This is a genomic window from Pseudomonas sp. XP2 (genome assembly GCF_053557975.1).
In genome coordinates, this window is record NZ_JBNRIK010000006.1 from 13,643 (window position 1) to 37,176 (window position 23,534).

Annotated in this window: 29 protein-coding genes and 1 tRNA gene; 10 read left to right on the plus strand and 20 right to left on the minus strand. The window is 59.8% G+C overall.

The genetic code is table 11. The annotated features are described in order from the left end of the window. Nucleotides 1-79: 79 nt before the first annotated feature. From galB to ACK1VC_RS08950, 3 genes are read left to right on the plus strand one after another with little or no spacing between them, the layout of a single operon-like run. Nucleotides 80-856 carry a 4-oxalmesaconate hydratase gene (gene galB, locus ACK1VC_RS08940; RefSeq protein ID WP_191086739.1) on the plus strand — a complete coding sequence of 259 codons (777 nt, stop codon included), beginning with the start codon at nucleotides 80-82 and terminating at the stop codon, nucleotides 854-856. Further along, nucleotides 853-1,569, plus strand: a complete 717-nt coding sequence (locus ACK1VC_RS08945; protein ID WP_016487727.1) for a 4-carboxy-4-hydroxy-2-oxoadipate aldolase/oxaloacetate decarboxylase — start codon at nucleotides 853-855, stop codon at nucleotides 1,567-1,569. The genes galB and ACK1VC_RS08945 overlap by 4 nt, the downstream gene beginning before the upstream one ends. Nucleotides 1,570-1,571: 2 nt before the next feature. Then, nucleotides 1,572-2,657 (plus strand): 4-oxalomesaconate tautomerase, encoded by a 1,086-nt coding sequence (locus tag ACK1VC_RS08950; RefSeq protein ID WP_191086740.1) that lies wholly within the window; start codon nucleotides 1,572-1,574, stop codon nucleotides 2,655-2,657. Between the two features lie 23 nt (nucleotides 2,658-2,680). Here ACK1VC_RS08950 and ACK1VC_RS08955 read toward each other — a convergent pair whose 3' ends face one another. Genes ACK1VC_RS08955 through ACK1VC_RS08965 form a run of 3 tightly spaced genes read right to left on the minus strand, consistent with a single transcriptional unit; the run spans nucleotide 2,681 to nucleotide 4,133 of the window. Beyond that, a complete protein-coding gene (locus ACK1VC_RS08955; RefSeq protein WP_191086741.1) occupies nucleotides 2,681-3,139 on the minus strand; it encodes a DUF3429 domain-containing protein in 459 nt (152 codons plus the stop codon). A gap of 35 nt (nucleotides 3,140-3,174) precedes the next feature. Next, entirely contained in the window at nucleotides 3,175-3,735 is a 561-nt protein-coding gene (gene folE / locus ACK1VC_RS08960; protein WP_016487730.1) for a GTP cyclohydrolase I FolE, read from the minus strand. After that, nucleotides 3,720-4,133: a thiol-disulfide oxidoreductase DCC family protein gene (locus tag ACK1VC_RS08965; RefSeq protein WP_145914657.1), complete on the minus strand. Its 414-nt coding sequence runs from the start codon at nucleotides 4,131-4,133 to the stop codon at nucleotides 3,720-3,722. The genes folE and ACK1VC_RS08965 overlap by 16 nt, the downstream gene beginning before the upstream one ends. Nucleotides 4,134-4,339: 206 nt before the next feature. Between ACK1VC_RS08965 and ACK1VC_RS08970 the strand changes: the two genes are divergently transcribed. Beyond that, entirely contained in the window at nucleotides 4,340-5,503 is a 1,164-nt protein-coding gene (locus ACK1VC_RS08970; protein WP_016487731.1) for an AAA family ATPase, read from the plus strand. A 239-nt stretch (nucleotides 5,504-5,742) separates the two neighbouring features. Here the strand turns inward: ACK1VC_RS08970 and ACK1VC_RS08975 are convergent, their stop codons facing one another. Continuing rightward, the gene (locus ACK1VC_RS08975) at nucleotides 5,743-6,459 is read right to left on the minus strand and encodes a hypothetical protein (RefSeq protein ID WP_096426258.1); all 717 of its coding nucleotides are present in this window, start codon (nucleotides 6,457-6,459) and stop codon (nucleotides 5,743-5,745) included. Between the two features lie 214 nt (nucleotides 6,460-6,673). On the opposite strand from ACK1VC_RS08975, the gene ACK1VC_RS08980 reads away from it, so the two are divergent. The 3 genes from ACK1VC_RS08980 (at nucleotide 6,674) to ACK1VC_RS08990 (ending at nucleotide 8,008) form a co-directional block, all read left to right on the plus strand. Beyond that, on the plus strand, nucleotides 6,674-6,853 hold the full coding sequence (locus ACK1VC_RS08980; protein ID WP_016487733.1) for a hypothetical protein: 180 nt from the start codon (nucleotides 6,674-6,676) through the stop codon (nucleotides 6,851-6,853). Between the two features lie 481 nt (nucleotides 6,854-7,334). Beyond that, nucleotides 7,335-7,577 carry a hypothetical protein gene (locus tag ACK1VC_RS08985; protein ID WP_023048729.1) on the plus strand — a complete coding sequence of 81 codons (243 nt, stop codon included), beginning with the start codon at nucleotides 7,335-7,337 and terminating at the stop codon, nucleotides 7,575-7,577. A 161-nt stretch (nucleotides 7,578-7,738) separates the two neighbouring features. After that, nucleotides 7,739-8,008, plus strand: a complete 270-nt coding sequence (locus tag ACK1VC_RS08990; protein WP_023048730.1) for a DUF3077 domain-containing protein — start codon at nucleotides 7,739-7,741, stop codon at nucleotides 8,006-8,008. Between the two features lie 84 nt (nucleotides 8,009-8,092). Here ACK1VC_RS08990 and ACK1VC_RS08995 read toward each other — a convergent pair whose 3' ends face one another. The 11 genes from ACK1VC_RS08995 to thrS all read right to left on the minus strand — a co-directional run bounded on the left by ACK1VC_RS08995 (nucleotide 8,093) and on the right by thrS (nucleotide 18,021). Beyond that, complete coding sequence (locus ACK1VC_RS08995) at nucleotides 8,093-8,848, minus strand: hypothetical protein (RefSeq protein ID WP_134792814.1); 756 nt, start codon at nucleotides 8,846-8,848, stop codon at nucleotides 8,093-8,095. Nucleotides 8,849-8,926: 78 nt separating this feature from the next. Beyond that, nucleotides 8,927-10,069 carry a DUF3883 domain-containing protein gene (locus tag ACK1VC_RS09000; protein WP_023048732.1) on the minus strand — a complete coding sequence of 381 codons (1,143 nt, stop codon included), beginning with the start codon at nucleotides 10,067-10,069 and terminating at the stop codon, nucleotides 8,927-8,929. Between the two features lie 457 nt (nucleotides 10,070-10,526). Beyond that, nucleotides 10,527-10,603, minus strand: a tRNA-Pro gene (locus ACK1VC_RS09005). Nucleotides 10,604-10,713: 110 nt separating this feature from the next. Further along, complete coding sequence (locus tag ACK1VC_RS09010; protein WP_003250681.1) at nucleotides 10,714-11,070, minus strand: MerR family transcriptional regulator; 357 nt, start codon at nucleotides 11,068-11,070, stop codon at nucleotides 10,714-10,716. Further along, the gene (gene ihfA / locus ACK1VC_RS09015; protein WP_003250679.1) at nucleotides 11,051-11,353 is read right to left on the minus strand and encodes an integration host factor subunit alpha; all 303 of its coding nucleotides are present in this window, start codon (nucleotides 11,351-11,353) and stop codon (nucleotides 11,051-11,053) included. Before ihfA ends, ACK1VC_RS09010 begins: the two co-directional genes overlap by 20 nt. 4 nt (nucleotides 11,354-11,357) lie before the next feature. Beyond that, on the minus strand, nucleotides 11,358-13,751 hold the full coding sequence (gene pheT / locus ACK1VC_RS09020) for a phenylalanine--tRNA ligase subunit beta (RefSeq protein WP_016487882.1): 2,394 nt from the start codon (nucleotides 13,749-13,751) through the stop codon (nucleotides 11,358-11,360). A 31-nt stretch (nucleotides 13,752-13,782) separates the two neighbouring features. Next, on the minus strand, nucleotides 13,783-14,799 hold the full coding sequence (gene pheS, locus ACK1VC_RS09025; RefSeq protein ID WP_016487883.1) for a phenylalanine--tRNA ligase subunit alpha: 1,017 nt from the start codon (nucleotides 14,797-14,799) through the stop codon (nucleotides 13,783-13,785). 109 nt (nucleotides 14,800-14,908) lie between these two features. Continuing rightward, nucleotides 14,909-15,265 (minus strand): 50S ribosomal protein L20, encoded by a 357-nt coding sequence (rplT, locus tag ACK1VC_RS09030; protein ID WP_009394046.1) that lies wholly within the window; start codon nucleotides 15,263-15,265, stop codon nucleotides 14,909-14,911. A 27-nt stretch (nucleotides 15,266-15,292) separates the two neighbouring features. After that, entirely contained in the window at nucleotides 15,293-15,487 is a 195-nt protein-coding gene (gene rpmI, locus ACK1VC_RS09035) for a 50S ribosomal protein L35 (protein WP_003250667.1), read from the minus strand. Between the two features lie 60 nt (nucleotides 15,488-15,547). Further along, nucleotides 15,548-16,099, minus strand: coding sequence for a translation initiation factor IF-3 (gene infC / locus ACK1VC_RS09040; protein ID WP_016487884.1), 552 nt, complete (start codon nucleotides 16,097-16,099; stop codon nucleotides 15,548-15,550). Beyond that, nucleotides 16,099-18,021 (minus strand): threonine--tRNA ligase, encoded by a 1,923-nt coding sequence (thrS, locus tag ACK1VC_RS09045; RefSeq protein ID WP_016487885.1) that lies wholly within the window; start codon nucleotides 18,019-18,021, stop codon nucleotides 16,099-16,101. Before thrS ends, infC begins: the two co-directional genes overlap by 1 nt. 337 nt (nucleotides 18,022-18,358) lie before the next feature. On the opposite strand from thrS, the gene ACK1VC_RS09050 reads away from it, so the two are divergent. Next, nucleotides 18,359-18,664: a hypothetical protein gene (locus ACK1VC_RS09050; RefSeq protein ID WP_023049112.1), complete on the plus strand. Its 306-nt coding sequence runs from the start codon at nucleotides 18,359-18,361 to the stop codon at nucleotides 18,662-18,664. 163 nt (nucleotides 18,665-18,827) lie between these two features. After that, nucleotides 18,828-19,040 (plus strand): cold-shock protein, encoded by a 213-nt coding sequence (locus tag ACK1VC_RS09055; RefSeq protein ID WP_012273095.1) that lies wholly within the window; start codon nucleotides 18,828-18,830, stop codon nucleotides 19,038-19,040. A gap of 188 nt (nucleotides 19,041-19,228) precedes the next feature. On the opposite strand, the gene ACK1VC_RS09060 is transcribed toward ACK1VC_RS09055, so the two are convergent. Beyond that, nucleotides 19,229-19,549, minus strand: a complete 321-nt coding sequence (locus tag ACK1VC_RS09060) for an I78 family peptidase inhibitor (RefSeq protein WP_016487887.1) — start codon at nucleotides 19,547-19,549, stop codon at nucleotides 19,229-19,231. A 274-nt stretch (nucleotides 19,550-19,823) separates the two neighbouring features. On the opposite strand from ACK1VC_RS09060, the gene ACK1VC_RS09065 reads away from it, so the two are divergent. Continuing rightward, entirely contained in the window at nucleotides 19,824-20,036 is a 213-nt protein-coding gene (locus ACK1VC_RS09065) for a hypothetical protein (protein WP_016487888.1), read from the plus strand. Here the strand turns inward: ACK1VC_RS09065 and ACK1VC_RS09070 are convergent. The 4 genes from ACK1VC_RS09070 to ACK1VC_RS09085 all read right to left on the minus strand — a co-directional run bounded on the left by ACK1VC_RS09070 (nucleotide 20,008) and on the right by ACK1VC_RS09085 (nucleotide 23,532). Continuing rightward, nucleotides 20,008-21,009, minus strand: a complete 1,002-nt coding sequence (locus ACK1VC_RS09070) for a nucleoside hydrolase (protein WP_016487889.1) — start codon at nucleotides 21,007-21,009, stop codon at nucleotides 20,008-20,010. The genes ACK1VC_RS09065 and ACK1VC_RS09070 overlap by 29 nt on opposite strands. Before the next feature lie 181 nt (nucleotides 21,010-21,190). Continuing rightward, nucleotides 21,191-21,589: a D-ribose pyranase gene (gene rbsD, locus ACK1VC_RS09075; protein WP_016487890.1), complete on the minus strand. Its 399-nt coding sequence runs from the start codon at nucleotides 21,587-21,589 to the stop codon at nucleotides 21,191-21,193. After that, entirely contained in the window at nucleotides 21,586-22,494 is a 909-nt protein-coding gene (gene rbsK / locus ACK1VC_RS09080; RefSeq protein WP_145913996.1) for a ribokinase, read from the minus strand. The genes rbsD and rbsK overlap by 4 nt, the downstream gene beginning before the upstream one ends. A gap of 15 nt (nucleotides 22,495-22,509) precedes the next feature. After that, nucleotides 22,510-23,532, minus strand: coding sequence for a LacI family DNA-binding transcriptional regulator (locus ACK1VC_RS09085; RefSeq protein ID WP_016487892.1), 1,023 nt, complete (start codon nucleotides 23,530-23,532; stop codon nucleotides 22,510-22,512). Nucleotides 23,533-23,534: the final 2 nt, after the last annotated feature.

The following is a 23,534-nucleotide window of genomic DNA, read 5'->3' on the forward strand; positions in this document are numbered from 1 at the left end:
TGCCTCTACCCCGCTTGCCCGGCAATAAATAAAACGCATAGCCGTTGCAAATGAACGCATTAGTGCCCTGCACAGGCCAATGACATCCTGCGCCAACCCCCACTGCAGGAGCCAACAAGCAATGAATACCCCACAAAAATCCGCCCTGGTGGTCAGCGCACATTCGGCCGACTTTGTCTGGCGTGCCGGTGGCGCCATTGCGCTGCACGCCGAGCAAGGCTATGCCATGCACGTGGTTTGCCTGTCTTTCGGTGAGCGTGGTGAGTCTGCCAAGCTGTGGCGCAAGGGTGAAATGACCGAAGCCAAGGTCAAGGACGCCCGCCGTGAAGAGGCCATGGCGGCGGCCGAAATCCTCGGTGCCAGCGTGGAGTTCTTTGACATCGGCGACTACCCGATGCGCGCCGACAAGGACACCCTGTTCCGCCTGGCCGATGTGTATCGCCGTGTCCAACCGGAGTTCGTGCTCAGCCACTCCCTTAAAGACCCCTACAACTACGACCACCCGCTGGCCATGCACCTGGCCCAGGAAGCCCGCATTATCGCGCAGGCTGAAGGCTACAGGCCGGGCGAGAAGATCGTGGGCGCACCGCCGGTGTACGCCTTTGAGCCGCACCAGCCCGAACAGTGCGAATGGCGCCCGGACACCTTCCTGGACATCACCGCGGTGTGGGACAAAAAGTATGCCGCCATCCAGTGCATGGCCGGCCAGGAACACCTCTGGGAGTACTACACCCGCGTGGCCCTGCAGCGCGGCGTGCAGGCCAAGCGCAACGTGGGCATCGCCAGTGCACGCAACATCGTCTACGCCGAAGGCCTGCAGAGCGTGTTCCCGCGTGTGACGGAGAACCTGGCATGAGCGGGCTGATCGGCAAGACCGGCATCGTGGTGCGTAATATCCCGCGCGTTGAGCCACACATGATTGATGCCCTGGGCCGGCTGGGTGTCGCCACGGTGCATGAGGCCCAAGGTCGCAAGGGGCTGCTCAACACTGCCGTGCGCCCCATCCAGCAGGGTGTGACCGTGGCCGGCAGCGCGGTAACCGTGCTGGTGGCCCCTGGCGACAACTGGATGTTCCATGTTGCCGTGGAGCAGTGCCGCCCGGGCGACGTGCTGGTGGTGGCGCCCAGTTCGCCGTGCAGCGATGGCTATTTCGGCGACCTGCTGGCGACCTCGCTCCAGGCCCGCGGCGTGCGCGGCCTGGTGATTGATGCGGGCGTGCGCGACAGCCAGACACTGCGCGACATGGGCTTTGCCGTGTGGTCCCGCGCCATCAACGCCCAGGGCACCGTGAAGGAAGTGCTGGGCTCGGTGAACCTGCCACTGCTGTGTGCCGGGCAGCTGGTAAAGGCCGGTGACATCGTGGTGGCCGATGACGACGGTGTCGTGGTGGTGCGCCATGGCGAAGCCCAGGCGGTACTCGATGCCGCCACCCAGCGCGCCGACCTGGAAGAACGCAAACGCCAGCGCCTGGCCGCCGGCGAGCTTGGCCTGGATATTTATGAGATGCGACCGCGCCTGGCGGCGAAGGGTTTGCATTATGTCGACCACCTCACAGACCTGGAAGGCTGAACATGGGCCAGACCCGCATCCCCTGCCTGCTGATGCGCGGCGGCACCTCCAAGGGCGCCTATTTTCTGTATGACGACCTGCCCGCCCCTGGCCCGCTGCGTGACCGGGTGCTGCTGGCGGTGATGGGCTCGCCCGATGCCCGGCAGATTGACGGCATCGGCGGCGCCGACTCGCTCACCAGCAAAGTCGCCATCATCCGCGCCTCGCAGCGCGATGACGCCGACGTCGACTACCTGTTCGCTCAGGTGGTGGTGGACGAGGCACGGGTGGACTATGGGCAGAACTGCGGCAACATCCTGGCCGGCGTAGGGCCGTTCGCCCTCGAGCGCGGCCTGGTGACCGCCAGCGGCGCGAGCACACCGGTGCGCATCTTCATGGAAAACACCGGGCAGATCGCCATCGCCCAGGTGCCGACCACCGATGGCCAAGTGGAGTACGCCGGCGATACCCACATTGATGGGGTGCCGGGCCGCGCGGCGGCGCTGGTGGTGACGTTTGCCGACGTGGCCGGCGCCAGCTGCGGAGCCCTGCTGCCCACCGGCAACAGCCGCGACCGTGTCGATGGCCTGGAAGTCACCTGCATCGACAACGGCATGCCGGTAGTGCTGCTGCGTGCCGAAGACCTTGGCGTGACGGGCTACGAGCCTTGCGAAACGCTGGAGGCCGACAGCGCCCTGAAAACACGCCTGGAGGCTATCCGCCTGCACCTGGGCCCACGCATGAACCTGGGTGATGTGAGCCAGCGTAATGTGCCGAAAATGTGCCTGCTGTCGGCACCGCGCAACGGCGGCACGGTCAATACGCGCTCGTTCATCCCGCACCGTTGCCATGCGTCCATCGGGGTGTTTGGTGCGGTAAGTGTCGCTACGGCCTGCTTGATTGAAGGGTCGGTTGCACAGGGCCTTGCCCGCACGCCAGGCGGTGATCGTCAGCGTTTGGCGGTGGAGCATCCGAGTGGGGAATTTACGGTGGAAATCAGCCTGGAACATGGCGTGATCAAAGGGTGCGGGTTGGTGAGAACGGCGCGTTTGTTATTTGACGGGGTTGTGTGCATCGGGACAGATATTTGGGGTGGGCCGGAGAAGTGACTCATCAAGGGTGGCTTGGGGTTTCAAAAATGAAGGGATACCGCAAGTCCACTGATCAGCAAACAGAGGCTCGCTACAGCAGTGAGCTGCACGCGCATCGGCAGATACCACCCAGGCACCGCTTGCGCCAGTTTGCGGTCCTGCCAAAGATGGCCGATAAAACCAAAGGTCAACACCAGACACCCCAATGGCACAGGCAGCAACGTGCCAACCCAACCGATCAGGGCCGGTATGACACTCCACACCAGTCGCTCTTGACGCTGCTTCGCGGGCAACCCCTGCAACGTCATGGCGAACCCCCAGTGCAGGGCACCGACGAAGCTCAATATCACCGCGCCATAGCCCACCAGCATCATCGAGAAAAACGCTCGATATTCAGCCCCAAAAAAGATGAGCAACGTCAAACCAATAAACGGCAGCAGACCGCCGTACCCCAGGACAGCGAAGCGGCTTGGAGATAAAGCAGTAGCATCGGTATTCATCTGGGCGCCCCTTCGCAGCGGTTCAGGACCGGGTGTCAATTGTGTCGTCCAATGAGGTTAAGGAATTCGTGCCGCGTCGACGGGGCGTCGCGAAATTCACCTAACATCACGGATGTCATCATCACCGAGTTCTGCTTCTCCACACCGCGCATCATCATGCACATATGCTTGGCTTCGATCACGACCGCTACCCCTGCGGCATCCGTGACTTCCTGCACGGCATACGCAATTTGCCGCGTGAGGTTTTCCTGTATCTGTAAACGACGGGCGAACATGTCCACCACGCGTGCAACCTTGGAAAGCCCTAACACGCGCCCTGTTGGCAGGTACGCGACATGCGCCTTGCCAATGAATGGCAACAGGTGGTGTTCGCACAAGGAGTAGAGTTCGATGTCGCGCACCACAATCATTTCATCGTTTTCACTCTCGAACAAAGCACCGTTCACGACCTCGTGAAGATTCTGCGCATACCCGTTGCACAGGTACTGCATCGCTTTGGCCGCACGCTGGGGTGTGTCCAGGAGCCCTTCGCGCTGGGGGTTTTCACCAATACCGACCAGGATTTCATGATAGTGCTCGGCTAACGAATGTGACATTTGGACTCCTCACCGCTACAGCGGTGCCCGCCAGCGGGATGTGGTAGCCAGGCCAAGTGTGGCCTCAAACGGCAGAACAGTCTGTAAAGCACCGAAAACAGGGGACGTAGCGGACGCCAGGCCAGTGGCGCGACCCACATGCCCACATCGGCAGCACGCCAACTCCACAAGGTGGCGTCCAAGCCTGTAACCCAGTGCCCGCTCGCGAACCTTCCATGCAGGCACGACCTCAGTTGCTCAACCGTCAAGCCCAATGCTGCCGGATCGAAATCGTCATCACTGATGTCCACCAGGATGAGCTTTGCCCCGGTCGATTGCCTGCGCAGAAAGGCTATCTCCCGAGCGCACAATGGGCAGGCGCCGTCAAAGTACAGCGTGAAGGGCCACTTGCAAGACATGTACAACCTCTCATGCTTGTACAGGTTTTTGTACAAGTTAGCCGAAACCAGGAATTTCGCAATGGCCGTGACAACTTTCGGTGACGGCAGCCAAGCGGAACGGCTTTTGATGGGTGCATGCCCCTCCCCCGCAGCCGTGTTGAGCGGTAGTAAGCCAGGTGCAGTTCGGCCACAATCGCTCACTCAGTCAAGCTGGGACGCACCGCATGCTCACCACCCTCGCCATCGGCAACTACCGCTCGATCAACCACCTGGTGTTGCCGTTAGGCCAGCTCAACCTGGTGACCGGTGCCAACGGCAGCGGCAAATCCAACCTGTACAAAGCCCTGCGCCTGCTGGCCGAAACCGCCCAGGGCGGCGTGATCGAAGCCCTGGCCCGTGAAGGCGGGCTGGATTCGACCTGGTGGGCTGGCCCGGAAACCAGCGCACGGATGAGGCGCGGCGAAGTGCCCATCCAAGGCCAGCACCCGAGCGAAGCCAGGCGCCTGCGCCTGGGCTTTGCCACCGAGCATTTCGGTTTTGCCATCTCCCTCGGCCTGCCGATTCCCCTGCCGTATCCAACCGCGTTCATGCTCGACCCTGAGATAAAGTGCGAGGCCATCTGGGGCGCTGGCGCCTACCGGCCCGCTTCATTGCTGGTCGAGCGCAAGAACGCCCTGGTGCGCGCCCGCGAGGGCCGCAGCTGGGCGGTGCTCGATCAGCATGCCGACAGCGGCGAAAGCTTTTTCAACATCGTCGGCCGGCCCCGCCAGGCGCCAGAGATTGGTGAGCTGCGCGCGTTCATCAACAGCTGGCGGTTCTACGACCACTTTCGCATCGACCGCGACGCGCCTTGCCGACAGCCACAGCTGGGTACCCGGTCGCCAGTGTTGCATCACGACGGCCGCAACCTCGCTTCGGCGCTGCAGACCATTATCGAGATAGGTGATGTCGAAGACCTGGTAGCTGCGCTGGACGACGCGTTTCCCGGCAGCCGCCTGGCGATCGATGCACCGCCGGGCGGGCTGTTCAGCGTGCGGCTACACCAGCATGGGCTGCTGCGCCCGTTAGGGGCTGCTGAATTATCGGATGGCACCTTGAGGTACCTGTTGCTGATGGCGGCGCTGCTGACACCACGCCCGCCGTCACTGATGGTGCTGAACGAACCGGAAACCAGCCTGCATGCCGACCTGCTCCCTGCGCTTGCCCGCCTGATCATCCGCGCTTCCCAACGTAGCCAGGTGTGGGTGGTGTCGCACAGCAAGCCGCTGATCGACGCATTGACCGCGTGCGACGGGTGCAATGTGCTGGAGCTTGAGAAGCACCACGGGCAAACGCAGTTGCGAGGGGTGGGTTTGCTGGACGAGCCCCTGTGGCGGTGGGTTGACTGACCACGGCTGCCCAAGCCTCAAGCCCCAAAAGCAAGCCATGCACCGCACCTGTAGGAGCTGGCTTGCCTGCGATGGGCCGCAAAGCGGCCCCATTGGCCATAACTGACCAACATCAAGCCCTGCCCCACCCCGCCAGCTGTAGGAGCTGGCTTGCCTGCGATGGGCCGCGAAGCGGCCCCATTGGCCATAGCTGGCCGACCTCAGGCCCGGCCCCACCCCGGCCCATTTCGGAAATACCCTTAAGGCCTCATCAGCGGCTCAATCCCAATCCATTTCTTCACCGGGTGATAGCAGAGCTTCAGCGGCGGAATCTCCACCTTGCGGCCCTGCACATCCAGTGCCCCCAGATGAATCGTCCATTTGGAGTCCGCATCGAACTTGTCCGTCTGGAAAATCACATACGCCGAGCCATAGCGCTTGTTGTTGGTCATCTTGGGAATCATCCGGTGCACTTCATCGCTGTTGATGTCGTACGGCGATGGCCGGGCGGTCTTCTCATTTACCAACGGAAAGTCGTAGGTCTCGTTAACGCCCACGTACACCTCGGGCCGTGCATTCAGCCGCGAACCGTCTTCAAAGGTAATGTAAGCCTGACGGCTGTCGTACAGCACCGGTATCGGCGGCTCGCCACGCTTGGAACCAGTCGACGGGCGCTGACGGTCTTTGTTGTAGGCGACCATTTGCACATAAAATTCCTGCCGCGAGTACTTCTCGCCCGGGTACTGCACGTACAGGGCTTGCTTGTAGGGCTTTTCGCCCCATAGGGCGGCGTGGTCGTAGAGGTAGGTTTCCAGGTAAAGCGTGGTCTCACCCTGCGGCCCTGGCACCTTGAACTGGAACTGGGATTCGCAGAGGTCCGCGTAGGCGGCACGCTCGCGTTTCCAAGGGACGCAAGCGGTTAACGAAGCCACTGCCAGCAGTAGGATGAGAGAGGTGGTCCGTTTCAGGTTATTCATGACCTGCCCTGGTCGAGATGAGAGTGGATCAGTTTCGAGCGCCGAACGGCGGAAGTCCATGCTGCCCCTTTGCTATTATCGCGCTACAGACAGCAGACCTTGCAGCCGCTGGGGATGTGACCACAAAGCCGGTAGCAGATTTGCTAAGATCGCGGCATTTCCGCTGGGTGACCGCATCCTCACCCAAGCCATTTGCAGCCTGCTGGAAGACCCGATGAACAAATTGATCCTGCCTTTCGCCATCTTCGTTAGCGTCCTACTCACTGGAAAAATCGCCGAGCATTACGGCCTGGAGGGCAGCTGGAAAATCGGCCTGCTGTGCCTCGTGGCAGCTGCCGTCCAGATCGCTGTTACCCGTTTTCAGCGCTACCAGCGGCACAAAGCCCAGCTGTAAAGGGCGCAAGGCCCCGCTAACGTCGCTGGCTGATCACATTCTGGGGACTTTTCTTTCACCCCATTTTCACAGTGGCTTGGGCAGTATCAAGCTATCCCTACGTGATAGTACTTAGCCCGCCTCGGCGGGCTTTCTTTTGCCCGCCTGTTTCCTGTCGACGTCTTGAGGAACGGCAGCGGGTCGAAAAATCAGAAATAACCCCTTCCTTGTAGGCCATTTCCCAAAGATACTCCTCGCGCCTGTTTTTCGTTGCACATGGAAATAGTCAGCCCTAGTCTCGACCGGTCGCTGCCAATTCAGCGACCGGTTTTGACAGACCGTCGATTGTTGTCCGTGTGCAAACGCTTATGGCGGCTGTACGTGCGGGCACCCTCGTGTGCGCCGAGTGCCAACAATCTCGGTCTGTCAACCCGCGTACAGCTGCCACCCTCCCGTTTGACAGCGAAGTGGATAGCAGCTCAACCATTGTTGGAGCGTAAGCATGCTGAAGATAGTCCCAGATCCACCCCAAAATACTCTCTGCCTTGAAGACACCCTCATCCAAGCCACGGACTACGCGCTATGCGCGGCGACCGTTGTGCATCAGGCAATGCTGCTACAGCCCAAGTCACCAGCGTCGATTCTGATGATGGCCTCGATGCATGAACTGGAGACGCTGCGAGCTTTGCTTGAGTCCGCACTGATCCAGGTGCAGATGCCCACCGAGCCTAGGACTTTGCACTGAAGCCTAAATGATGTGTCGCTCAGAAACCAAACGCCTGCAAGCCGAGCCCCGACATTGATGTGTGCAAGGCCGCAGACCGTGAAGCCTATGCAGCACTTGTGGGAGCTGGCTTGCCGGCGAGAGGCCAGCCCAGGCACTAGAGATTTCGGGGAGATTGAACAATGTCCACAGAAGAAACCACATTCACCGTCGGCAAAACCACCTTCTATCAGGGTGAAAACCAGACCCATCCGCTGTTTCGCATTGAAGCCGGTATCCCTTGCCAGAGCGCGCGGGAACAAGCATCAGAGCTGATGGGCTACGCAAGGGATATGACCTTGGATGGCTTGATGGAAGACAAGCCACAGCTGATTTGGGCCTCCCACTACCTTTGCGCTTTGGCCAAAGCGCTGATGGATGATGCGGAGCTGGGGATGATGAAGGACCGCTGACAATTCACAGTAGATTTTCTCTATGTGGAAGCAGTCTTGCGTCGCAAGAGGGCCGCGCTGCGGCCCTGTTATCTATCAGGAACATTACTCACCCACTTTCGAATGTTCCAAACTAACATCCAGTTCTGGGCTTTCTTTACTAGCATCCTTCAAAGCCACATCAAGAATTTCGATTTGGTAGCGATAACGGGCCGCAAGACATCCCAACAATATCGCCCCTATTGAAAAACCAAACAAAAAAGCCCCAACCCAAAGCAGCAGGGTATTACCAAGATTATCCAGCGTGAAGCCTGCTGCGAGTGTCTGCCCAACCCAGTTCAAACCACCAAATTCGCCGACAAACGAGTATGAGGTCGCCAGCAGACCAACGACTGCTGTTTTCTCACCAAAAAATCTTCCTGAAGTAGCATTTATTCGGCTGACTCGCCTTTCCAACCAAAATCGTGCGTCCTTCAATACAGGAAGTCCATAAAACTCCAATTGACCAGCCAGCTTATGCTCATGGCGCACATCCTCACACAAGCTGTTAAGGGCTAGCGCTTTCCATTTCCGCAGCAATACTAATGAGGCGATCATTGGAATTATTAAAGCAGCCAGAGCCAGAATCGTAGTGAGTAGAAACATCACAACTACAAATATTTTGGCTGCCACGGATGGAGGCTTAACATTGTAAAAAAATACGAACAATCCGTTTGCGAGTAAAAAAATAAACGAAAAACCTAGGCACCCATTTGCGATTAACTGAGATCTAGCCTCTACATCGGTGCGGCGGACTTTACGTGGTTCACAGCGGCTTAATACTTCTAAAACCTTGAGGGTGTGATCAATCGACACTGACATTGCTCCTCCATGATTTCCAACGCAGGCATGCTCTAAAGCCAACTGACGCTAAGCACATAAATTAAAAAATTTGCTTTACTAGCGGAAGTGCTCGCGGAAGCTCGCCCTGAAGTCCAACGGTTTTAGGTAGAGCTGGTTCGACAAGTCACCTCGCAGAATGAAGAGCTTTGGCTCACCGCTAAGCTGGAAAACCCGATAAAGATAAAACTGGCCCCCTGCTTCCACAGAGAACTCCAGCTCATTGTGGCTAACGATGAATGAGGATGCGATCCCTCCATTCGTCGCCTTCACCTCGATATAGCGATGGAGAGCAGGGCTTTCGAACGAGAGAATGTCGTAGCCGGCGCCATCACCTTGAGTATCCGAGATCCACTCCAGCCTCTGGAACAACTCTGGATGACCAATTTCAGTCAGGCGATGCTGCTCGTAACCAATTACCCAATCCTCCCCCAATCGGCCCAATTTACGATTCGCTTCGTCCCGAGCGGCGTGGTCAAGCTTGCGCGGTAGGCGTTGTCGTGGATGGGTCGGCACAACGAGTTTTTGCCTCTCCTCCATGACCGGAGACTCGATTAGCACAGCGGAGTAAGTTTTCTGTGCCGGAGTTTTTACCTCCTCCAATGCGTCAACGATCTTGCCCACATCTGTGGAATGTCGAAGCACATAATCCTGGACAGCCTTGCGCAACAATAATTGGCTGTTGCCACGCGGTTTGTAGCCCTGAATGAAAGGCAGGCCCATGCCTGCGAGAATGGCGCTAATGTTTTGATGTTTGAGCTCTACAGAAGCTTTGCTTCGCCCCCTGAGCTGCTTGCGCAAGACCTCGTTGTGGCCGGACTTGTTGAAGCCCACGCCATCAGCTTCCAAGCGCAGCATTTCAAAATAGTCCACGACTGTGGCGTGGACTTCATCCTCCGTCCAATCCTGCCCGGTTCGTGTAACCTCAAAACCCAAGCTCCGAAGCAGCGGAACTACGGTCATTTCACCGCCTAAGAAATCATCCGCCCCGAGCACGCCTTGAGTAGGAAACTGCTTACCAAAGGCAACACCCACAATCGCCTTGGAATCACATGGCTCGCCAGTTCGAGGGTTGCGGACCATGTAATCCCTAGACTTATCAAAGCCGTATCGCTTGAGAAACGCCACACGCCCCAAACGCGAAAACTCATCCATTGCAGCCTGTACAGCGGCGGGGCTTTTCAGTAGGGAAAGCTGAGTCACTAACTGTGCGTCCTTGCGGCAATTTTCTCCGCCACTCTCAGCTTTTTCCTACGCGAAATCAAGCCAGCAAGGCATCACGGCCTGTGAACTAAGGCTTTTGGACCCATCGCGGACGCTCAGCCCACACCATCAGAAGGGCCCTGAGCGTGTTCCTACACGCTTTCTAACTTCCCTTGCGAACGTATGGTGCCCGGTGCCTGCAATAAGGCCGAAATGATAGCTCAAATGCAGTACGGCTCCTCCGCGACCACGGGATGCTCCCGGGAAAATCCCTGGTGCTGCGAGCCAGCTCGTCTAGTGCCACCCGCCTGCTAACGGGGCAAGCTAATTATTTGTGGCGATCCATTCCAAAGATCACCTCTGCAGCGTTCATAGATACCATGTTTCACATTCCGCATTAAGCACGGAAACGCGAAAAAGCCCAGTCGTCACCGACTGGGCTTTTCCGTTTCAATAATGGTCGGGACGGAGTGATTCGAACACTCGACCCCTTGCACCCCATGCAAGTGCGCTACCGGGCTGCGCTACGCCCCGACTGGGCTTGAAGCATGTCCTCAATGTTGCTGAGGACGTTGAAGAATGTACCCTAACCATCTGATAAGTGGAAGCTTTTTCTTAAAAAAATTCCACCTATGCGAAAGATCTCACTTCTTCAAAACCACCAACACATCCTCCAACTCAACAATCATCTGCCGAATCAGCTGCTTGTACTGGCTGGATTCATCCTTAGCCTCATCACTGGAGAGCCGTAACCGCGCCCCGCCAATGGTGAACCCTTGGTCATAAAGCAGCGCACGAATCTGGCGGATCATCAGCACATCCTGCCGCTGATAATACCGCCGATTCCCCCGCCGCTTCACAGGATTAAGCTGGTCGAACTCCTGCTCCCAGTACCGCAGCACGTGTGGCTTTACAGCACACAGCTCGCTGACTTCACCAATGGTGAAGTAGCGTTTGCCCGGTATGGGGGGCAGTTCGTCGTTATGGCTTGGTTCCAGCATAGGCCTCAACCCGGGCCTTCAACTTCTGCCCTGGACGAAAGGTGACGACGCGCCGTGCAGTGATCGGGATCTCTTCCCCTGTTTTAGGGTTGCGGCCCGGCCGCTGGCGTTTGTCGCGAAGGTCGAAGTTGCCGAAACCGGACAGCTTCACCTGCTCGTTCTCTTCAAGTGCGTGCCGAATTTCTTCGAAAAACAGCTCGACCAGCTCCTTGGCCTCACGCTTGTTAAGCCCCAGCTCCTCGTACAGCCTTTCGGCCATCTCAGCTTTCGTCAGAGCACCCATGCCGTTATTTCCTTAACGTGGTGTTCAACCTTTGTTCGAGCGAGGTGAGGATGTTTTGCAGGGTAGTGTTCACCTCATCGTCGTTAAGAGTGCGCGATGGATGCTGCCAGGTCAAGCCAACGGCAAGGCTTTTTCTATCAGGATCAATGCCTTTACCTTGGTAGACATCAAACAGCCTGAGGTCTGTGAGCCATTCGCCTGCATTGTCACGAATTAATTCAAGCACCGCGCTAGAAGCTACATCACGTCCTGCAATCAAAGCCAGGTCGCGACGGGTTTCCGGGAACTTGGACAGCTCGCTGAATTTCGGCAGGCGGCCTTCGACCACATCGCCCAGCACCAGCTCGAACAGGAACACCGGGCGATCCAGGCCCAGGGCTTTGGCCAGCTCTGGGTGGATGGCGCCAAGGTAGCCGACCAGTTTGCCGTCGCGCTCGATGGCGGCGGTCTGGCCTGGGTGCAGGGCTGGGTGTTTGCCGGCGCTGAAGGTGAAGTCGCTCAGGGCGCCGGAGTAGCCCAGCAGGGCTTCGACGTCGGCTTTTACGTCGAAGAAGTCGACGCCGTCGCGGCCGTTGGCCCAGCCTTCTGGCAGGCGGCTGCCGGTGATTACGCCGGCAATCATTGGCTGCTGTTGCAGGTCACCCAGTTGGCCGACGAAGCGCAGGCCGCTTTCGAACAGGCGCACGCGGTCTTGCTGGCGGTTCAGGTTGTGCTGCAGTGCCTTGACCAGGCCCGGCCACAGCGAGGCGCGCATGGCGGCCATGTCGCTGGAAATGGGGTTGGCCAGCAACAGCGGCTCTACGCCCGGGCTGAACAGTTCGAACAGTTTCGGGTCGATGAAACTGTAGGTGATGGCTTCCTGGTAGCCGCGGGCAACCAGCAGGCGGCGCAGGGTCGGCAGGTCACCGCGGGTTTCCGGCTTGCCTTTTGGCGCCAGGCGGGCTTGCGGGTAGCGAACCGGCAGGTTGTTGTAGCCGTACAGGCGGGCCAGCTCTTCGATCAGGTCCACTTCCAGGCTGATGTCGAAGCGGTGGCTCGGGACGTTGACGGTCCACTGCGCTACACCTTCAGAGCCGCCACTCTTGGTGGTGGTCAGCTCCAGAGCGTTGAGCAGTTGCTCGACCTGGGCTGGGTCCATTTCCATGCCGAGCATCTGGGTGATGCGTTCGGCGCGCAGGGTGACGGGGGCCACTTTTGGCAGGTGTTGCTCGCTGACAGCTTCAACGACCGGGCCGGCTTCGCCGCCAACGATGTCCAGCAGCAGCTGGGTGGCGCGCTCGATAGCTTCGCGGGCCAGCTGCGAGTCGACGCCGCGCTCGTAGCGGTGCGAGGCATCGGTGTGCAGGCCGTAGGAACGGGCTTTACCGGCAACGGAAATCGGCTCGAAGAAGGCGCTTTCCAGGAACAGGTCGCGGGTTTTTTCGGTGTTCACACCGCTGTGCTCGCCACCCATGACGCCGGCGATGGCCAGGGCGCGGGTGTGGTCGGCGATTACCAGGGTGTCTGCGCGCAGGGCAACTTCCTGGCCGTCGAGCAGGACGAGTTTTTCGCCCTCTTCGGCCATGCGTACGCGGATGCCGCCGTTGATTTCTGCCAGGTCGAAGGCGTGCATCGGCTGGCCGAGTTCGAGCATCACGTAGTTGGTGATGTCGACGGCAGCGTCGATGCTGCGCACGTCGCTGCGGCGCAGGCGTTCGACCATCCACAGTGGGGTCGGCTTGCTCAGGTCGACGTTACGGATAACGCGGCCCAGGTAGCGTGGGCAGGCAGCCGGGGCGCTGACCTCCACCGGGCGCACTTCGTCGTGGGCAGGCGCTACGGCAGGCACCACCGGGCGGGTGACCGGGGTGTCGTACAACGCGCTGACGTCGCGGGCCAGGCCGGCGATGGACAGGCAGTCACCGCGGTTGGGCGTCAGGCCGATCTCGATGCTGGCGTCGTCCAAGCTCAGGTAGGTGCGAATGTTTTCGCCAACCGGGGCATCAGCCGCCAACTCCAGCAGGCCGTCGTTCTCTTCGCTGATTTCCAGCTCGGCCGCCGAGCACAGCATGCCGAAGGACTCGACGCCGCGCAGCTTGGCCTTCTTGATCTTGAAGTCGCCAGACAGCTCGGCGCCGATCATGGCGAACGGCACCTTGATGCCTGGGCGGGCGTTAGGGGCGCCGCACACGACCTGGAAAGTTTCCTGGCCGTTGCTCACCTGGCACACGCGCAGCTTGTCGGCGTCCGGGTGCTGTTCGGTGGCGAGGATTTCGCCCACGACAATGCCGCTGAACTGGCCGGCAGCGGGGGTAACGCTGTCGACTTCGAGGCCGGCCATGGACAGGCGGGCGACCAGTTCGTCACGGGAGACTTGCGGGTTTACCCAACCGCGCAGCCACTGTTCACTGAATTTCATGCTGTTCTCCTAGAATGTGCGTCGATTGGGCCTAGCGGAATTGGGCAAGGAACCGCAGGTCGTTGTCGAAGAACAGACGCAAATCGTTGACGCCATAGCGCAGCATGGCCAGGCGCTCGGCGCCCATGCCGAAGGCGAAGCCCTGGAACTCTTCAGGGTCGATGCCGGACATGCGCAGCACGCTCGGGTGCACCATGCCGCAGCCCATCACTTCCAGCCAGCCGGTTTGCTTGCACACGCGGCAGCCGTTGCCGGAACACATCACGCACTGGATGTCGACTTCGGCGGACGGCTCGGTGAAGGGGAAGAACGACGGGCGGAAACGCACCGCCAGTTCTTTTTCGAAGAACACCCGCAGGAATTCTTCGATAGTGCCCTTGAGGTCGGCGAAGTTGATATCGCGATCGATCAGCAGGCCTTCGACCTGGTGGAACATCGGCGAGTGGGTGATATCCGAGTCACAGCGGTATACGCGGCCCGGGCATACAATGCGGATGGGCGGCTGGGTGGACTCCATGGTCCGCACCTGCACCGGCGAGGTGTGGGTGCGCAGCAGCATGTTGGCATTGAAGTAGAAGGTATCGTGCATCGCCCGCGCCGGGTGGTGGCCAGGGATGTTGAGCGCTTCGAAGTTGTGGTAGTCGTCTTCGACCTCTGGGCCTTCGGCAATGCCGTAGCCGATGTGGGTGAAGAACTGCTCGATGCGCTCGAGTGTACGGGTGATCGGGTGCAGGCCACCGGTGGCCTGGCCGCGGCCTGGCAGGGTGACGTCAATGCATTCGGCAGCCAGGCGAGCGCTGAGCTCGGCTTCTTCAAAGGCAGCCTTGCGGGCATTGAGCACAACGGTGACGCGCTCTTTGGCGTCGTTGATCAGCGCGCCGACTTTCGGCCGCTCTTCGGCTGGCAGGTTGCCCAGGGTCTTCATCACCTGGGTCAGTTCGCCCTTCTTGCCGAGATAATTAACCCGGATCTGTTCCAGGGCATTGATGTCTTCAGCGCGCTCCACGGCCTCTAGGGCTTGGGAGACCAGCGCATCCAGGTTTTCCATGTACAGACTCCAGATACGAAAATAGGGGAAGAGCTTTGAAGGCTCTTCCCCTATCGATGACGTTCAATGCCCGACGGCGCTAGCGCCGCCGGGTGATTGTCGCGGGTACTTAAGCCAGAACGGCTTTAGCTTTCTCGACAATCGCAGCAAACGCCGCTTTTTCGTTCACTGCCAGATCGGCCAGAACCTTACGGTCGATTTCGATCGAAGCCTTTTTCAGGCCAGCAATCAGACGGCTGTAGGACAGACCGTTATTGCGGGCACCGGCGTTGATACGAGCGATCCACAGTGCGCGGAACTGACGCTTCTTCTGGCGACGGTCGCGGTAGGCGTATTGGCCTGCCTTGATGACCGCTTGCTTGGCTACGCGGAATACGCGCGAGCGTGCACCGTAGTAACCTTTAGCCAGTTTCAGAATTTTCTTGTGACGCTTACGAGCGATGACGCCACGCTTAACACGAGCCATGAGTAACTTCCTCTATCTTAACCAGAATTAACGAACGCGCAGCATGCGCTCGACTTTTGCCACGTCAGACGGGTGCAGCAAGCTGGCACCGCGCAGTTGACGCTTACGCTTGGTCGACATTTTGGTCAGGATGTGGCTCTTGAAAGCGTGCTTGTGCTTGAAGCCCGAAGCTGTCTTCAGGAAGCGCTTCGCAGCACCGCTTTTGGTTTTCATTTTTGGCATGTTGGAACTCCGCATTCGATAAAATTACACATAATCATCAGGCCTGCCGTGCCCGGGAGATTACTTCTTTTTCTTGGGGGCGATGACCATCATAAGCTGGCGTCCTTCCATCTTCGGATGCTGCTCAACGGTGCCGTATTCAAGCAGGTCATTTTCAACCCGCTTCAACAACTCCATGCCCAGCTCCTGGTGGGCCATCTCACGACCACGGAATCTCAGAGAGATCTTGGCCTTGTCCCCATCGGTAAGGAAACGTACCAGGTTGCGTAGTTTTACCTGGTAATCCCCATCCTCCGTCCCTGGACGAAACTTGATTTCTTTGATCTGGATCTGCTTCTGGTTTTTCTTGGCTTCGTTGGCCTGCTTCTTCTTCTCGAAGAGGTGCTTGCCGTAGTCCATGACCTTGCAGACGGGCGGTACCGCGTCTGCAGAGATTTCTACCAGGTCCAGCTTCGCTTCATCAGCGATACGCAGCGCTTCATCAATCGAGACGATGCCAACCTGCTCGCCGTCTGCGCCAATTAACCGAACCTCGCGGGCCGAGATATTCTCGTTGATCGGGGCCTTCGGTACAGCACGCTTATCGTTTCTCATTTCACGCTTAATAGTCATTACTCCGATTCTTGGCGACCACGCCGGGAAACCGCTTGTGTCAGAAGCTCAGCGAATTGGGCGACGGGCATGGAGCCCAGGTCTGCGCCTTCGCGAGTACGCACTGCAACGGTCTGCGTTTCGACTTCGCGATCCCCTATAACCAAAAGGTACGGGACCTTGAGCAAAGTATGCTCGCGGATTTTAAAGCCGATCTTCTCATTTCTCAAGTCCGACTTGGCACGGAAACCGCTACCGTTCAGAGATTTCTCAACCTCGAGGGCGAAATCGGCCTGTTTGTCGGTGATATTCATGATCACCGCCTGGGTCGGTGCCAGCCACGCCGGGAACACGCCAGCGTAGTGCTCGATCAGCATGCCGATAAAGCGCTCGAACGAACCGAGGATGGCGCGGTGCAGCATGACCGGGCGAACACGGCTGTTATCTTCGGCGATATAGCTGGCATCCAGACGCTCTGGCAGGTTCGGGTCGTACTGCAGGGTACCACACTGCCAGTTACGGCCGAGGCAGTCGCGCAAGGTAAACTCGATTTTCGGGCCATAGAAAGCGCCCTCGCCTGGCTGGTATTCCCACTCCAGGCCCGATTCGTTCAGGGCGTCGGCCAGTGCCGATTCGGCACGGTCCCACAGCTCTTCAGAACCGACACGCTTGGCCGGACGGGTGGACAACTTCATGGCGATATCGCTGAAGCCGAAGTCTTTGTACACGTCCAGGGTCAGCTTGATGAAGTCGGCGGCTTCTTTCTTCACCTGGTCTTCGGTGCAGAAGATGTGCGCGTCGTCCTGCACGAAGCCACGCACGCGCATGATGCCGTGCAGGGCGCCGGACGGCTCGTTACGGTGGCAGGCACCAAACTCGGCCAGGCGCAGCGGCAGGTCGCGGTAGCTTTTCAGGCCCTGGTTGAACACCTGCACGTGGCACGGGCAGTTCATCGGTTTTACCGCGTAGTCACGGCTTTCCGACGACGTGGTGAACATGTTCTCGGCGTAGTTGGACCAATGCCCGGAACGCTCCCAGAGAATACGGTCAACAACCTGCGGGGTCTTGATTTCCAGGTAGCCGTTGGCGCGCTGAACCTGGCGCATGTACTGCTCAAGCACCTGGTATACAGTCCAGCCGTTGGCATGCCAGAACACCATGCCCGGGGCTTCTTCCTGCAGGTGGAACAAGTCGAGCTGCTTGCCGATCTTGCGATGGTCGCGTTTTTCGGCTTCTTCGATGCGCTGAACGTAGGCAGCCAGCTGCTTTTTGTCGGCCCAGGCGGTGCCGTACACGCGCTGCAGCTGCTCGTTCTTGGCATCACCGCGCCAGTAGGCACCGGACAGCTTGGTCAGCTTGAATGCCTTGAGGAAGCGGGTGTTCGGCACGTGCGGGCCACGGCACATGTCGACATATTCTTCGTGATAATACAGGCCCATGGCCTGCTCATCCGGCATGTCCTCGACCAGGCGCAGCTTGTAGTCTTCGCCACGGGCCTTGAACACATCGATGACTTCGGCGCGCGGGGTCACTTTCTTGACCACGTCGTAGTCTTTCTCGATCAGCTCCATCATGCGCTTTTCGATGGCAGCCATGTCTTCAGGGGTGAAGGGGCGCTCGTAGGCGATGTCGTAATAGAAGCCTTCATCGATAACCGGGCCGATGACCATCTTGGCGGTCGGGTACAGCTGCTTCACTGCGTGGCCGACCAAGTGGGCGCACGAGTGACGGATGATCTCCAGTCCCTCTTCATCTTTAGGGGTGATGATCTGCAGGGTGGCGTCGTGGCTGATCAGGTCGCACGCGTCGACCAGTTTGCCATCGACCTTGCCGGCGACCGTGGCCTTGGCCAGGCCGGCACCGATGGATGCGGCTACGTCGGCGACGGATACGGCGTGGTCAAACGAACGTTGACTGCCATCGGGAAGAGTAATAATGGGCATGGCGCCTCCTCTCCTAGTGGTGACCCCTACCAAAGGTCACGTGGGTTGGGATGAGCCAGTACAAGATCCGGCCTGCCTTCCTTCATAAGGAAGCCTGCCTCACAGTGGCAGAAGCCTTTCGGCTTGCAAGGGACGAACCAGAGTGACTGGAAAGAAAAAAGATAGCTGCAGCCGGCACAGCGCGACTACAAGCCGGGCATGCTAGCACGCGGGTTGCGCCCCAGGCAGAAATATTTGGAAATTGCACCGCAGCGGTGAACTATCGCGGAAAAATACGGCTCAGACCTTAGGAAGCAACCTACTCTTGATGAGACCTTGACCCAAGGAGTAACTGGTTATGCGAGTTCCGTCTCTTCTGGCCCTGGCGGCCGCTGGCGCCCTGCTGCTGCCCGTGGCTGCGAACGCTGGCAACTTCCCCGCCGGGAAGGAGGCCGCCTACACCGCCCAGTGCACGCAAGTGGCCGGCAGCCAGGGCGTTGACGCTGCCACCGCGAAAAAACACTGCGACTGCGGCGCACGAGCCATCGAAAAGAATTTCACCGACGCCGAGATTGCCGACCTTAACAGCAACGATGGCGTTGACGCCAAGCTGATGCAGAAGGCCCAGACTGTGGTGCAACAGGCCTGCGCACCGAAGCGCTGAACCCTTAAAGCCGGTGACCGCCGGTAACTATTTTGCGTTAGATCAACATCTGGTGAAGGTAAAAGGCGCTAGTTCTGCAGAATTAGACTATGATGTCCTCTGTGCCAGACAGCTCAGGCGTCTAGGCACTTCGAAAAATTTCAAGTTTCTGGAGATTCATCCCATGTCCAATCGCCAAACCGGCACCGTCAAATGGTTCAATGATGAGAAAGGCTTCGGCTTCATCACCCCACAAGGCGGCGGCGACGACCTGTTCGTTCACTTCAAAGCCATCGAATCCGACGGCTTCAAGAGCCTGAAAGAAGGTCAGACTGTTTCCTTCGTCGCCGAGCGCGGTCAGAAGGGCATGCAGGCTGCTCAGGTTCGTCCGGAGTAATTCGGAAGCTGTGAAAAAACCCGCCCTTGTGGCGGGTTTTTTTATGGGCGCTGACCAGGCAGCACACGCTGCTCTTTGCTTCAGGCGGTGAAGCTAAAAACCTGGGGCCGCTTTGCGGCCCTTTCCGGCCGGTCCGGCGCCCCGGCAAGGCCGCTCCTACAGGGACCGCATGGGCCTTTGGAGCTGCATCAACCGCAGTTGACGCGGGTTACCTTGCCCTGCTCGTCCACGTTCAGGTTCAGGCGTTCGGAGCGGTACTCCAGGGTTACCACGTCGTGCGGCTTGAGAATGCGTGCCATCTGCGAGCCACTGGCCTTGCGTGCCTGCTCCAGCAGCTCGGCGCTGGCAGGCTTGCCAATGGCAAAATCGGCGCCACTGGCATCGCAGCGGCCGTCATTGGCTACAGGCGAAGCTGGCACAGCACCACCATCGGCGTTGCCACCAGTGCTGCAACCAGCCAGGACAGCAGCCACCGCCAGGGTTGCCAGGTAAGCACGGGTACGGAACATGAAGCCTCCTAAATAGGTCCGGGAACTGTCTGTTCCGACAGCTCCTCTGGGTATTCGTTGCAAAACCGGTCAAGTCTGCCTGAACTCTGGCAGCGAGGCGAAAAGCAATCGTGACCGGATTTTGCACAACCCACTGCGTTTGCCATATGCTTAGCGCGCACAGTCACTGGCGCAAAGCCATGATTTACTGCAAGAAGTGGAGCGCATCCCGCCTCCATCGAACACCAGGGTCAGGTGTTCACCCCTTCGTCCCGGGCCCCAGCGAGAGCTTTTCATGAGTACCCACAGCATCGATGCCGACATCAAGGTCAAATGGGCGGAGGGCCAGAGCGCGTACAGCCCTGGCACACCGGAAGAATTGCTGTTGATCGCCATCGACCTGTTGGTACGCGACAACGGTGCCGAGGCGGCCCGCAGCTTCATCGACCAGGTGTTCGAGCGCTACGCGCCGCACGCGGCTATTCCAATCGCGCCAGACGGGCGCTGAGCAGGTCAAACAGCCCCTGAGCATCGCCCTGCTCCACCCACAACACATTCGCCGGCTGCTTGAGCACGCCGTACCAGTCGGCAACCGTCTGGCCGAAAGTTGGGCCTTCGCGGCTGTCGATGCTCATGTGGATACGCCGGCCACTGAACAGCTCGGGCTTTAGCAGGTAGGCAATGACACTGGCGTCGTGCACCGGGCCGCCGGGCATGCCGTACAGGTCCATGTCGTGGGTGATGTAGGCATTCAGGATATCCACCACGCGCTTGCTGGCCTGGTTGTTCACGGTTGCCAGTTGTTTCAGGCGTGCGTCGCTGGTCAGCAGCTTGTGAGTGACGTCCAGCGGCAGGTAGGTGAGCTGCACACCGCTGGCCAGCACCACTTCGGCGGCATGCGGGTCGGCATAGAGGTTGAATTCCGCCACAGGGGTGATGTTGCCTCCGTTGAAATGGGCACCGCCCATGACCACCACCTCCTTGATGGCCTTGACGATGTCCGGGCGCTGGATCAGCGCCAAGGCCAGGTTGGTCTGCGGGCCGAGCATGGCCACGGTGATGCTGTGCGGTTTGGCTGTGCCGAGGGTGTCGATCAGGTATTGCACGGCATTGCCTTGGGCCAGAGGCGCTTTGGGCTCGTGCACCTGTACCCCGGTAAGGCCTTCTTCACCATGAACATCGGCGGCGTATATCGGCGCGCGCACCAGTGGGCGGCCGGCGCCGGCGTACACGGGGATGTCTTCGCGACCCGCCCATTCGCGGGCCAGGCGGGCATTTCGCGAGGTTTTGTCCAGGCGCACGTTGCCTGCCACGGTGGTGATGGCGCGTATATTGAGCTCGTCGGGCGAGGCCATGGCCAGAAACAGCGCGACCACGTCGTCGGCGCCAGGGTCGGTGTCGATGATCAGGTCGATGGGGGCGGCCTGAAGGGTGGTGGCTGTGGCCATGAAGGCGAGTCCTTGTAGCAGGGGCTTGAGCATGGGGCACTCCTTGTTGCCAGAACACAGGACACAAACACACCGCAGCCCCCTGTAGGAGCGGCCTTGTGCCGCGATGGGGCGCGAAGCGGCCCCGGAAAGTTTTGCTGCGAAGCTGAAAATCTGGGGCCGCTTCGCGCCCCATCGCGGCACAAGGCCGCTCCTACAAAAAGCGCGGTGGCTGTCAGAAAGTGACGCCGGAGATGAGGGCGATGTTGCTGTAGGGCTGGCACTCACCGGTACGCACCACTGCACGGGCACTGCGCGACAACACCTTGAAATCCTCATGGCTCAGCCATTCGCGCTTGCCCAGCTTGCCCTTCAGCCGCTCGATTTCGATCAGCGCTGGCGGCACCACTTTCTGCATTTCTTCAGCCAGCACATGCCGCTCTACCTGCAGCTCGCTCAGCACCGCCCGCAACACGCTGGCGAAATCCGGCAGACCGGGCGTGATGGCCAGGTCGATCAGTTCCACGCCTGGTGGCACCGGCAGCCCGGCATCGCCGATCACCAGGATATCGCCATGCCCCATGCCGGCAATGACCCGCGACAGGGCAACGTTCAGCAAGGGGGTTTTCTTCATGGTGTCAGCTCCGCCAGGTAAGGGATCGACGGCTGGGCGCCAGCACGGGTAACCGACAAGGCTGCGGCACGCTGGCCAAAGGCAATGGCTTCGCCCTCCTCCAGCCCCCGCACCAGCCCGGCAGCAAAGCCACCGATGAAAGTATCACCAGCAGCGGTGGTGTCCAGCGGCTGCACCACCGGCGCCGGGTAGTGCTGATGACCTTGGGCAGTCACCAGCAAGGCCCCTTGCGCGCCCAGGGTGATGATCACTTTACCCGCCCCCAGTTGCAGCAAGCGCTCGCCAGCATGCCGCGCACTGTCCTGGTCCGTAACAGCCACGCCGGTCAGGGCTTCGGCCTCGCTTTCGTTAGGTGTGAGGTAATCGATGCAGGCAAACCAGCCCGCCGGCAAGGGCCCGGTGGCCGGCGCCGGGTTCAGGATCACCTGCTTGCCCAGTTCACGGGCCCTGGCCAGGGTCCAGGCCACGGTGTCGGCCGGCACTTCCAGTTGGCAGATGACCACCTCGGCTGCCTGCAGCAGCGCATCGAAGCGCTGTACCGAGTGCGGCGTCAGCAGGCCGTTGCCGCCAGGAATGATGACAATGCAGTTCTGGCTGGCAGCATCCACGGTAATCAGTGCCACACCGCTGGATACCCCTGGGCACGTGCTGACGCCCTGGCAATCGATGCCCTCGACATAAAGGGCCCGATGCAGTTGCCGGCCATAGTCATCGTCACCCACATTGCCGATCATTGCCACGCTACCGCCCAGCCGTGCCACCGCCACGGCCTGGTTGGCGCCCTTGCCGCCCGGCACGGTGAAAAAGCTATCGCCGGGGAGTGTTTCGCCGGCCCGGGGCAGGCGCTGGGCGCGAGCCACCAGGTCCATATTGAGGCTGCCGACCACCACAACCTTGGCATTCATGACATTTCCTTAGCGTTAGCGGTAATCGTTGAACAGGTCCGGGCGCGGCCCGGTGGACTCACGCAGTACGATGCGCGGCGCAACGATGCGTTGCTCCGCCGCACCTTGGCGCGGTGTGCCGATACGCGACAGCAACAAAGAGGCGGCGCTCTCGCCCAGCTCGCGAATCGACTGGCCTACCGTGGTCAGCGGCGGGTACACATAGCGGCTGAGCTCGATGTCGTCGAAACCGATCACCGACAGCTCGCCCGGCACGCTGATATTGCGTTCGGCTGCCGCACGCAGCACGCCAAACCCGATCATGTCATTGCCGGCAAAAATCGCCGTGGGCCGTTTGCCCTCCAGTACCTGCGCCGCTGCCGCATGCCCACCCGGGCTGGTGAAGTCGCAGTGCAGCACACGGCTGCCCAGTACCGGCACGCCGGCTTCGGCCATGGCACGGCGGAAGCCGTTCAGGCGCAGCTGGGTAACCCCGGTTTCGGCGGGGCCGCCAATATAGGCGACGTCGCGGTGGCCAAGCTCTAGCAGATGCTGGGTAGCCAGGTAGGCGCCGTGCTCGTGGTCGATGCGCACCAGGTCGGCATCCACGCCTTCCAGCTCACGGTCGACGATCACCATGGGCGTGCGCACGCAGGCCAGGCTTTGCAGCAGGTCGCTGTCCTGGCCCACCGAGGCCACCACCAGGCCATCGATGCGCTTTTCCAGCAGCACGCGCAGGTAACTGCGCTGCTTCTGTGGGTTATCGTCGGAGTTGCACAAAATCACACAGTAGCCGTTGCGTTCGCAGGCATCTTCAATGCCCCGTGCCAGCTCGGCGAAGTACGGGTTGACGCTGTTGGGCACCAGCAGGCCGATGGTGGCTGTGCTGCGCGCCTTGAGTGAACGCGCCACCGCGCTGGGCACGTAGTCCAGCTCGATAATGGCGGCTTCAACCTTCTGCCGCACGTGTTCGCTGACCGGCCGGGTCTTGTTCAATACATGGGACACGGTGGTGTAGGAAATGCCCGCCAATGCCGCGACGTCTTTGATGGTTGCCATAT

What these genes read in the sequence shown, in the direction of transcription:
- ACK1VC_RS09010 (WP_003250681.1), bottom strand. Translation starts at nt 11,070, where the DNA reads ATGCTGGAACCAAGCCATAACGACGAACTGCCCCCCATACCGGGCAAA.
- ACK1VC_RS08990 (WP_023048730.1), top strand. Translation starts at nt 7,739, where the DNA reads ATGTCCACAGAAGAAACCACATTCACCGTCGGCAAAACCACCTTCTAT.
- ACK1VC_RS08945 (WP_016487727.1), top strand. Translation starts at nt 853, where the DNA reads ATGAGCGGGCTGATCGGCAAGACCGGCATCGTGGTGCGTAATATCCCG.
- thrS (WP_016487885.1), bottom strand. Translation starts at nt 18,021, where the DNA reads ATGCCCATTATTACTCTTCCCGATGGCAGTCAACGTTCGTTTGACCAC.
- rpmI (WP_003250667.1), bottom strand. Translation starts at nt 15,487, where the DNA reads ATGCCAAAAATGAAAACCAAAAGCGGTGCTGCGAAGCGCTTCCTGAAG.
- ACK1VC_RS08975 (WP_096426258.1), bottom strand. Translation starts at nt 6,459, where the DNA reads ATGAATAACCTGAAACGGACCACCTCTCTCATCCTACTGCTGGCAGTG.
- ACK1VC_RS08970 (WP_016487731.1), top strand. Translation starts at nt 4,340, where the DNA reads ATGCTCACCACCCTCGCCATCGGCAACTACCGCTCGATCAACCACCTG.
- ACK1VC_RS09050 (WP_023049112.1), top strand. Translation starts at nt 18,359, where the DNA reads ATGCGAGTTCCGTCTCTTCTGGCCCTGGCGGCCGCTGGCGCCCTGCTG.
- rbsD (WP_016487890.1), bottom strand. Translation starts at nt 21,589, where the DNA reads ATGAAGAAAACCCCCTTGCTGAACGTTGCCCTGTCGCGGGTCATTGCC.
- ACK1VC_RS09055 (WP_012273095.1), top strand. Translation starts at nt 18,828, where the DNA reads ATGTCCAATCGCCAAACCGGCACCGTCAAATGGTTCAATGATGAGAAA.
- infC (WP_016487884.1), bottom strand. Translation starts at nt 16,099, where the DNA reads ATGACTATTAAGCGTGAAATGAGAAACGATAAGCGTGCTGTACCGAAG.
- ACK1VC_RS09085 (WP_016487892.1), bottom strand. Translation starts at nt 23,532, where the DNA reads ATGGCAACCATCAAAGACGTCGCGGCATTGGCGGGCATTTCCTACACC.
- ACK1VC_RS08985 (WP_023048729.1), top strand. Translation starts at nt 7,335, where the DNA reads ATGCTGAAGATAGTCCCAGATCCACCCCAAAATACTCTCTGCCTTGAA.
- ihfA (WP_003250679.1), bottom strand. Translation starts at nt 11,353, where the DNA reads ATGGGTGCTCTGACGAAAGCTGAGATGGCCGAAAGGCTGTACGAGGAG.
- pheS (WP_016487883.1), bottom strand. Translation starts at nt 14,799, where the DNA reads ATGGAAAACCTGGATGCGCTGGTCTCCCAAGCCCTAGAGGCCGTGGAG.
- pheT (WP_016487882.1), bottom strand. Translation starts at nt 13,751, where the DNA reads ATGAAATTCAGTGAACAGTGGCTGCGCGGTTGGGTAAACCCGCAAGTC.
- ACK1VC_RS08980 (WP_016487733.1), top strand. Translation starts at nt 6,674, where the DNA reads ATGAACAAATTGATCCTGCCTTTCGCCATCTTCGTTAGCGTCCTACTC.
- rbsK (WP_145913996.1), bottom strand. Translation starts at nt 22,494, where the DNA reads ATGAATGCCAAGGTTGTGGTGGTCGGCAGCCTCAATATGGACCTGGTG.
- ACK1VC_RS09070 (WP_016487889.1), bottom strand. Translation starts at nt 21,009, where the DNA reads ATGCTCAAGCCCCTGCTACAAGGACTCGCCTTCATGGCCACAGCCACC.
- ACK1VC_RS08950 (WP_191086740.1), top strand. Translation starts at nt 1,572, where the DNA reads ATGGGCCAGACCCGCATCCCCTGCCTGCTGATGCGCGGCGGCACCTCC.
- folE (WP_016487730.1), bottom strand. Translation starts at nt 3,735, where the DNA reads ATGTCACATTCGTTAGCCGAGCACTATCATGAAATCCTGGTCGGTATT.
- galB (WP_191086739.1), top strand. Translation starts at nt 80, where the DNA reads ATGACATCCTGCGCCAACCCCCACTGCAGGAGCCAACAAGCAATGAAT.
- ACK1VC_RS08965 (WP_145914657.1), bottom strand. Translation starts at nt 4,133, where the DNA reads ATGTCTTGCAAGTGGCCCTTCACGCTGTACTTTGACGGCGCCTGCCCA.
- ACK1VC_RS08995 (WP_134792814.1), bottom strand. Translation starts at nt 8,848, where the DNA reads ATGTCAGTGTCGATTGATCACACCCTCAAGGTTTTAGAAGTATTAAGC.
- rplT (WP_009394046.1), bottom strand. Translation starts at nt 15,265, where the DNA reads ATGGCTCGTGTTAAGCGTGGCGTCATCGCTCGTAAGCGTCACAAGAAA.
- ACK1VC_RS08955 (WP_191086741.1), bottom strand. Translation starts at nt 3,139, where the DNA reads ATGAATACCGATGCTACTGCTTTATCTCCAAGCCGCTTCGCTGTCCTG.
- ACK1VC_RS09065 (WP_016487888.1), top strand. Translation starts at nt 19,824, where the DNA reads ATGAGTACCCACAGCATCGATGCCGACATCAAGGTCAAATGGGCGGAG.
- ACK1VC_RS09060 (WP_016487887.1), bottom strand. Translation starts at nt 19,549, where the DNA reads ATGTTCCGTACCCGTGCTTACCTGGCAACCCTGGCGGTGGCTGCTGTC.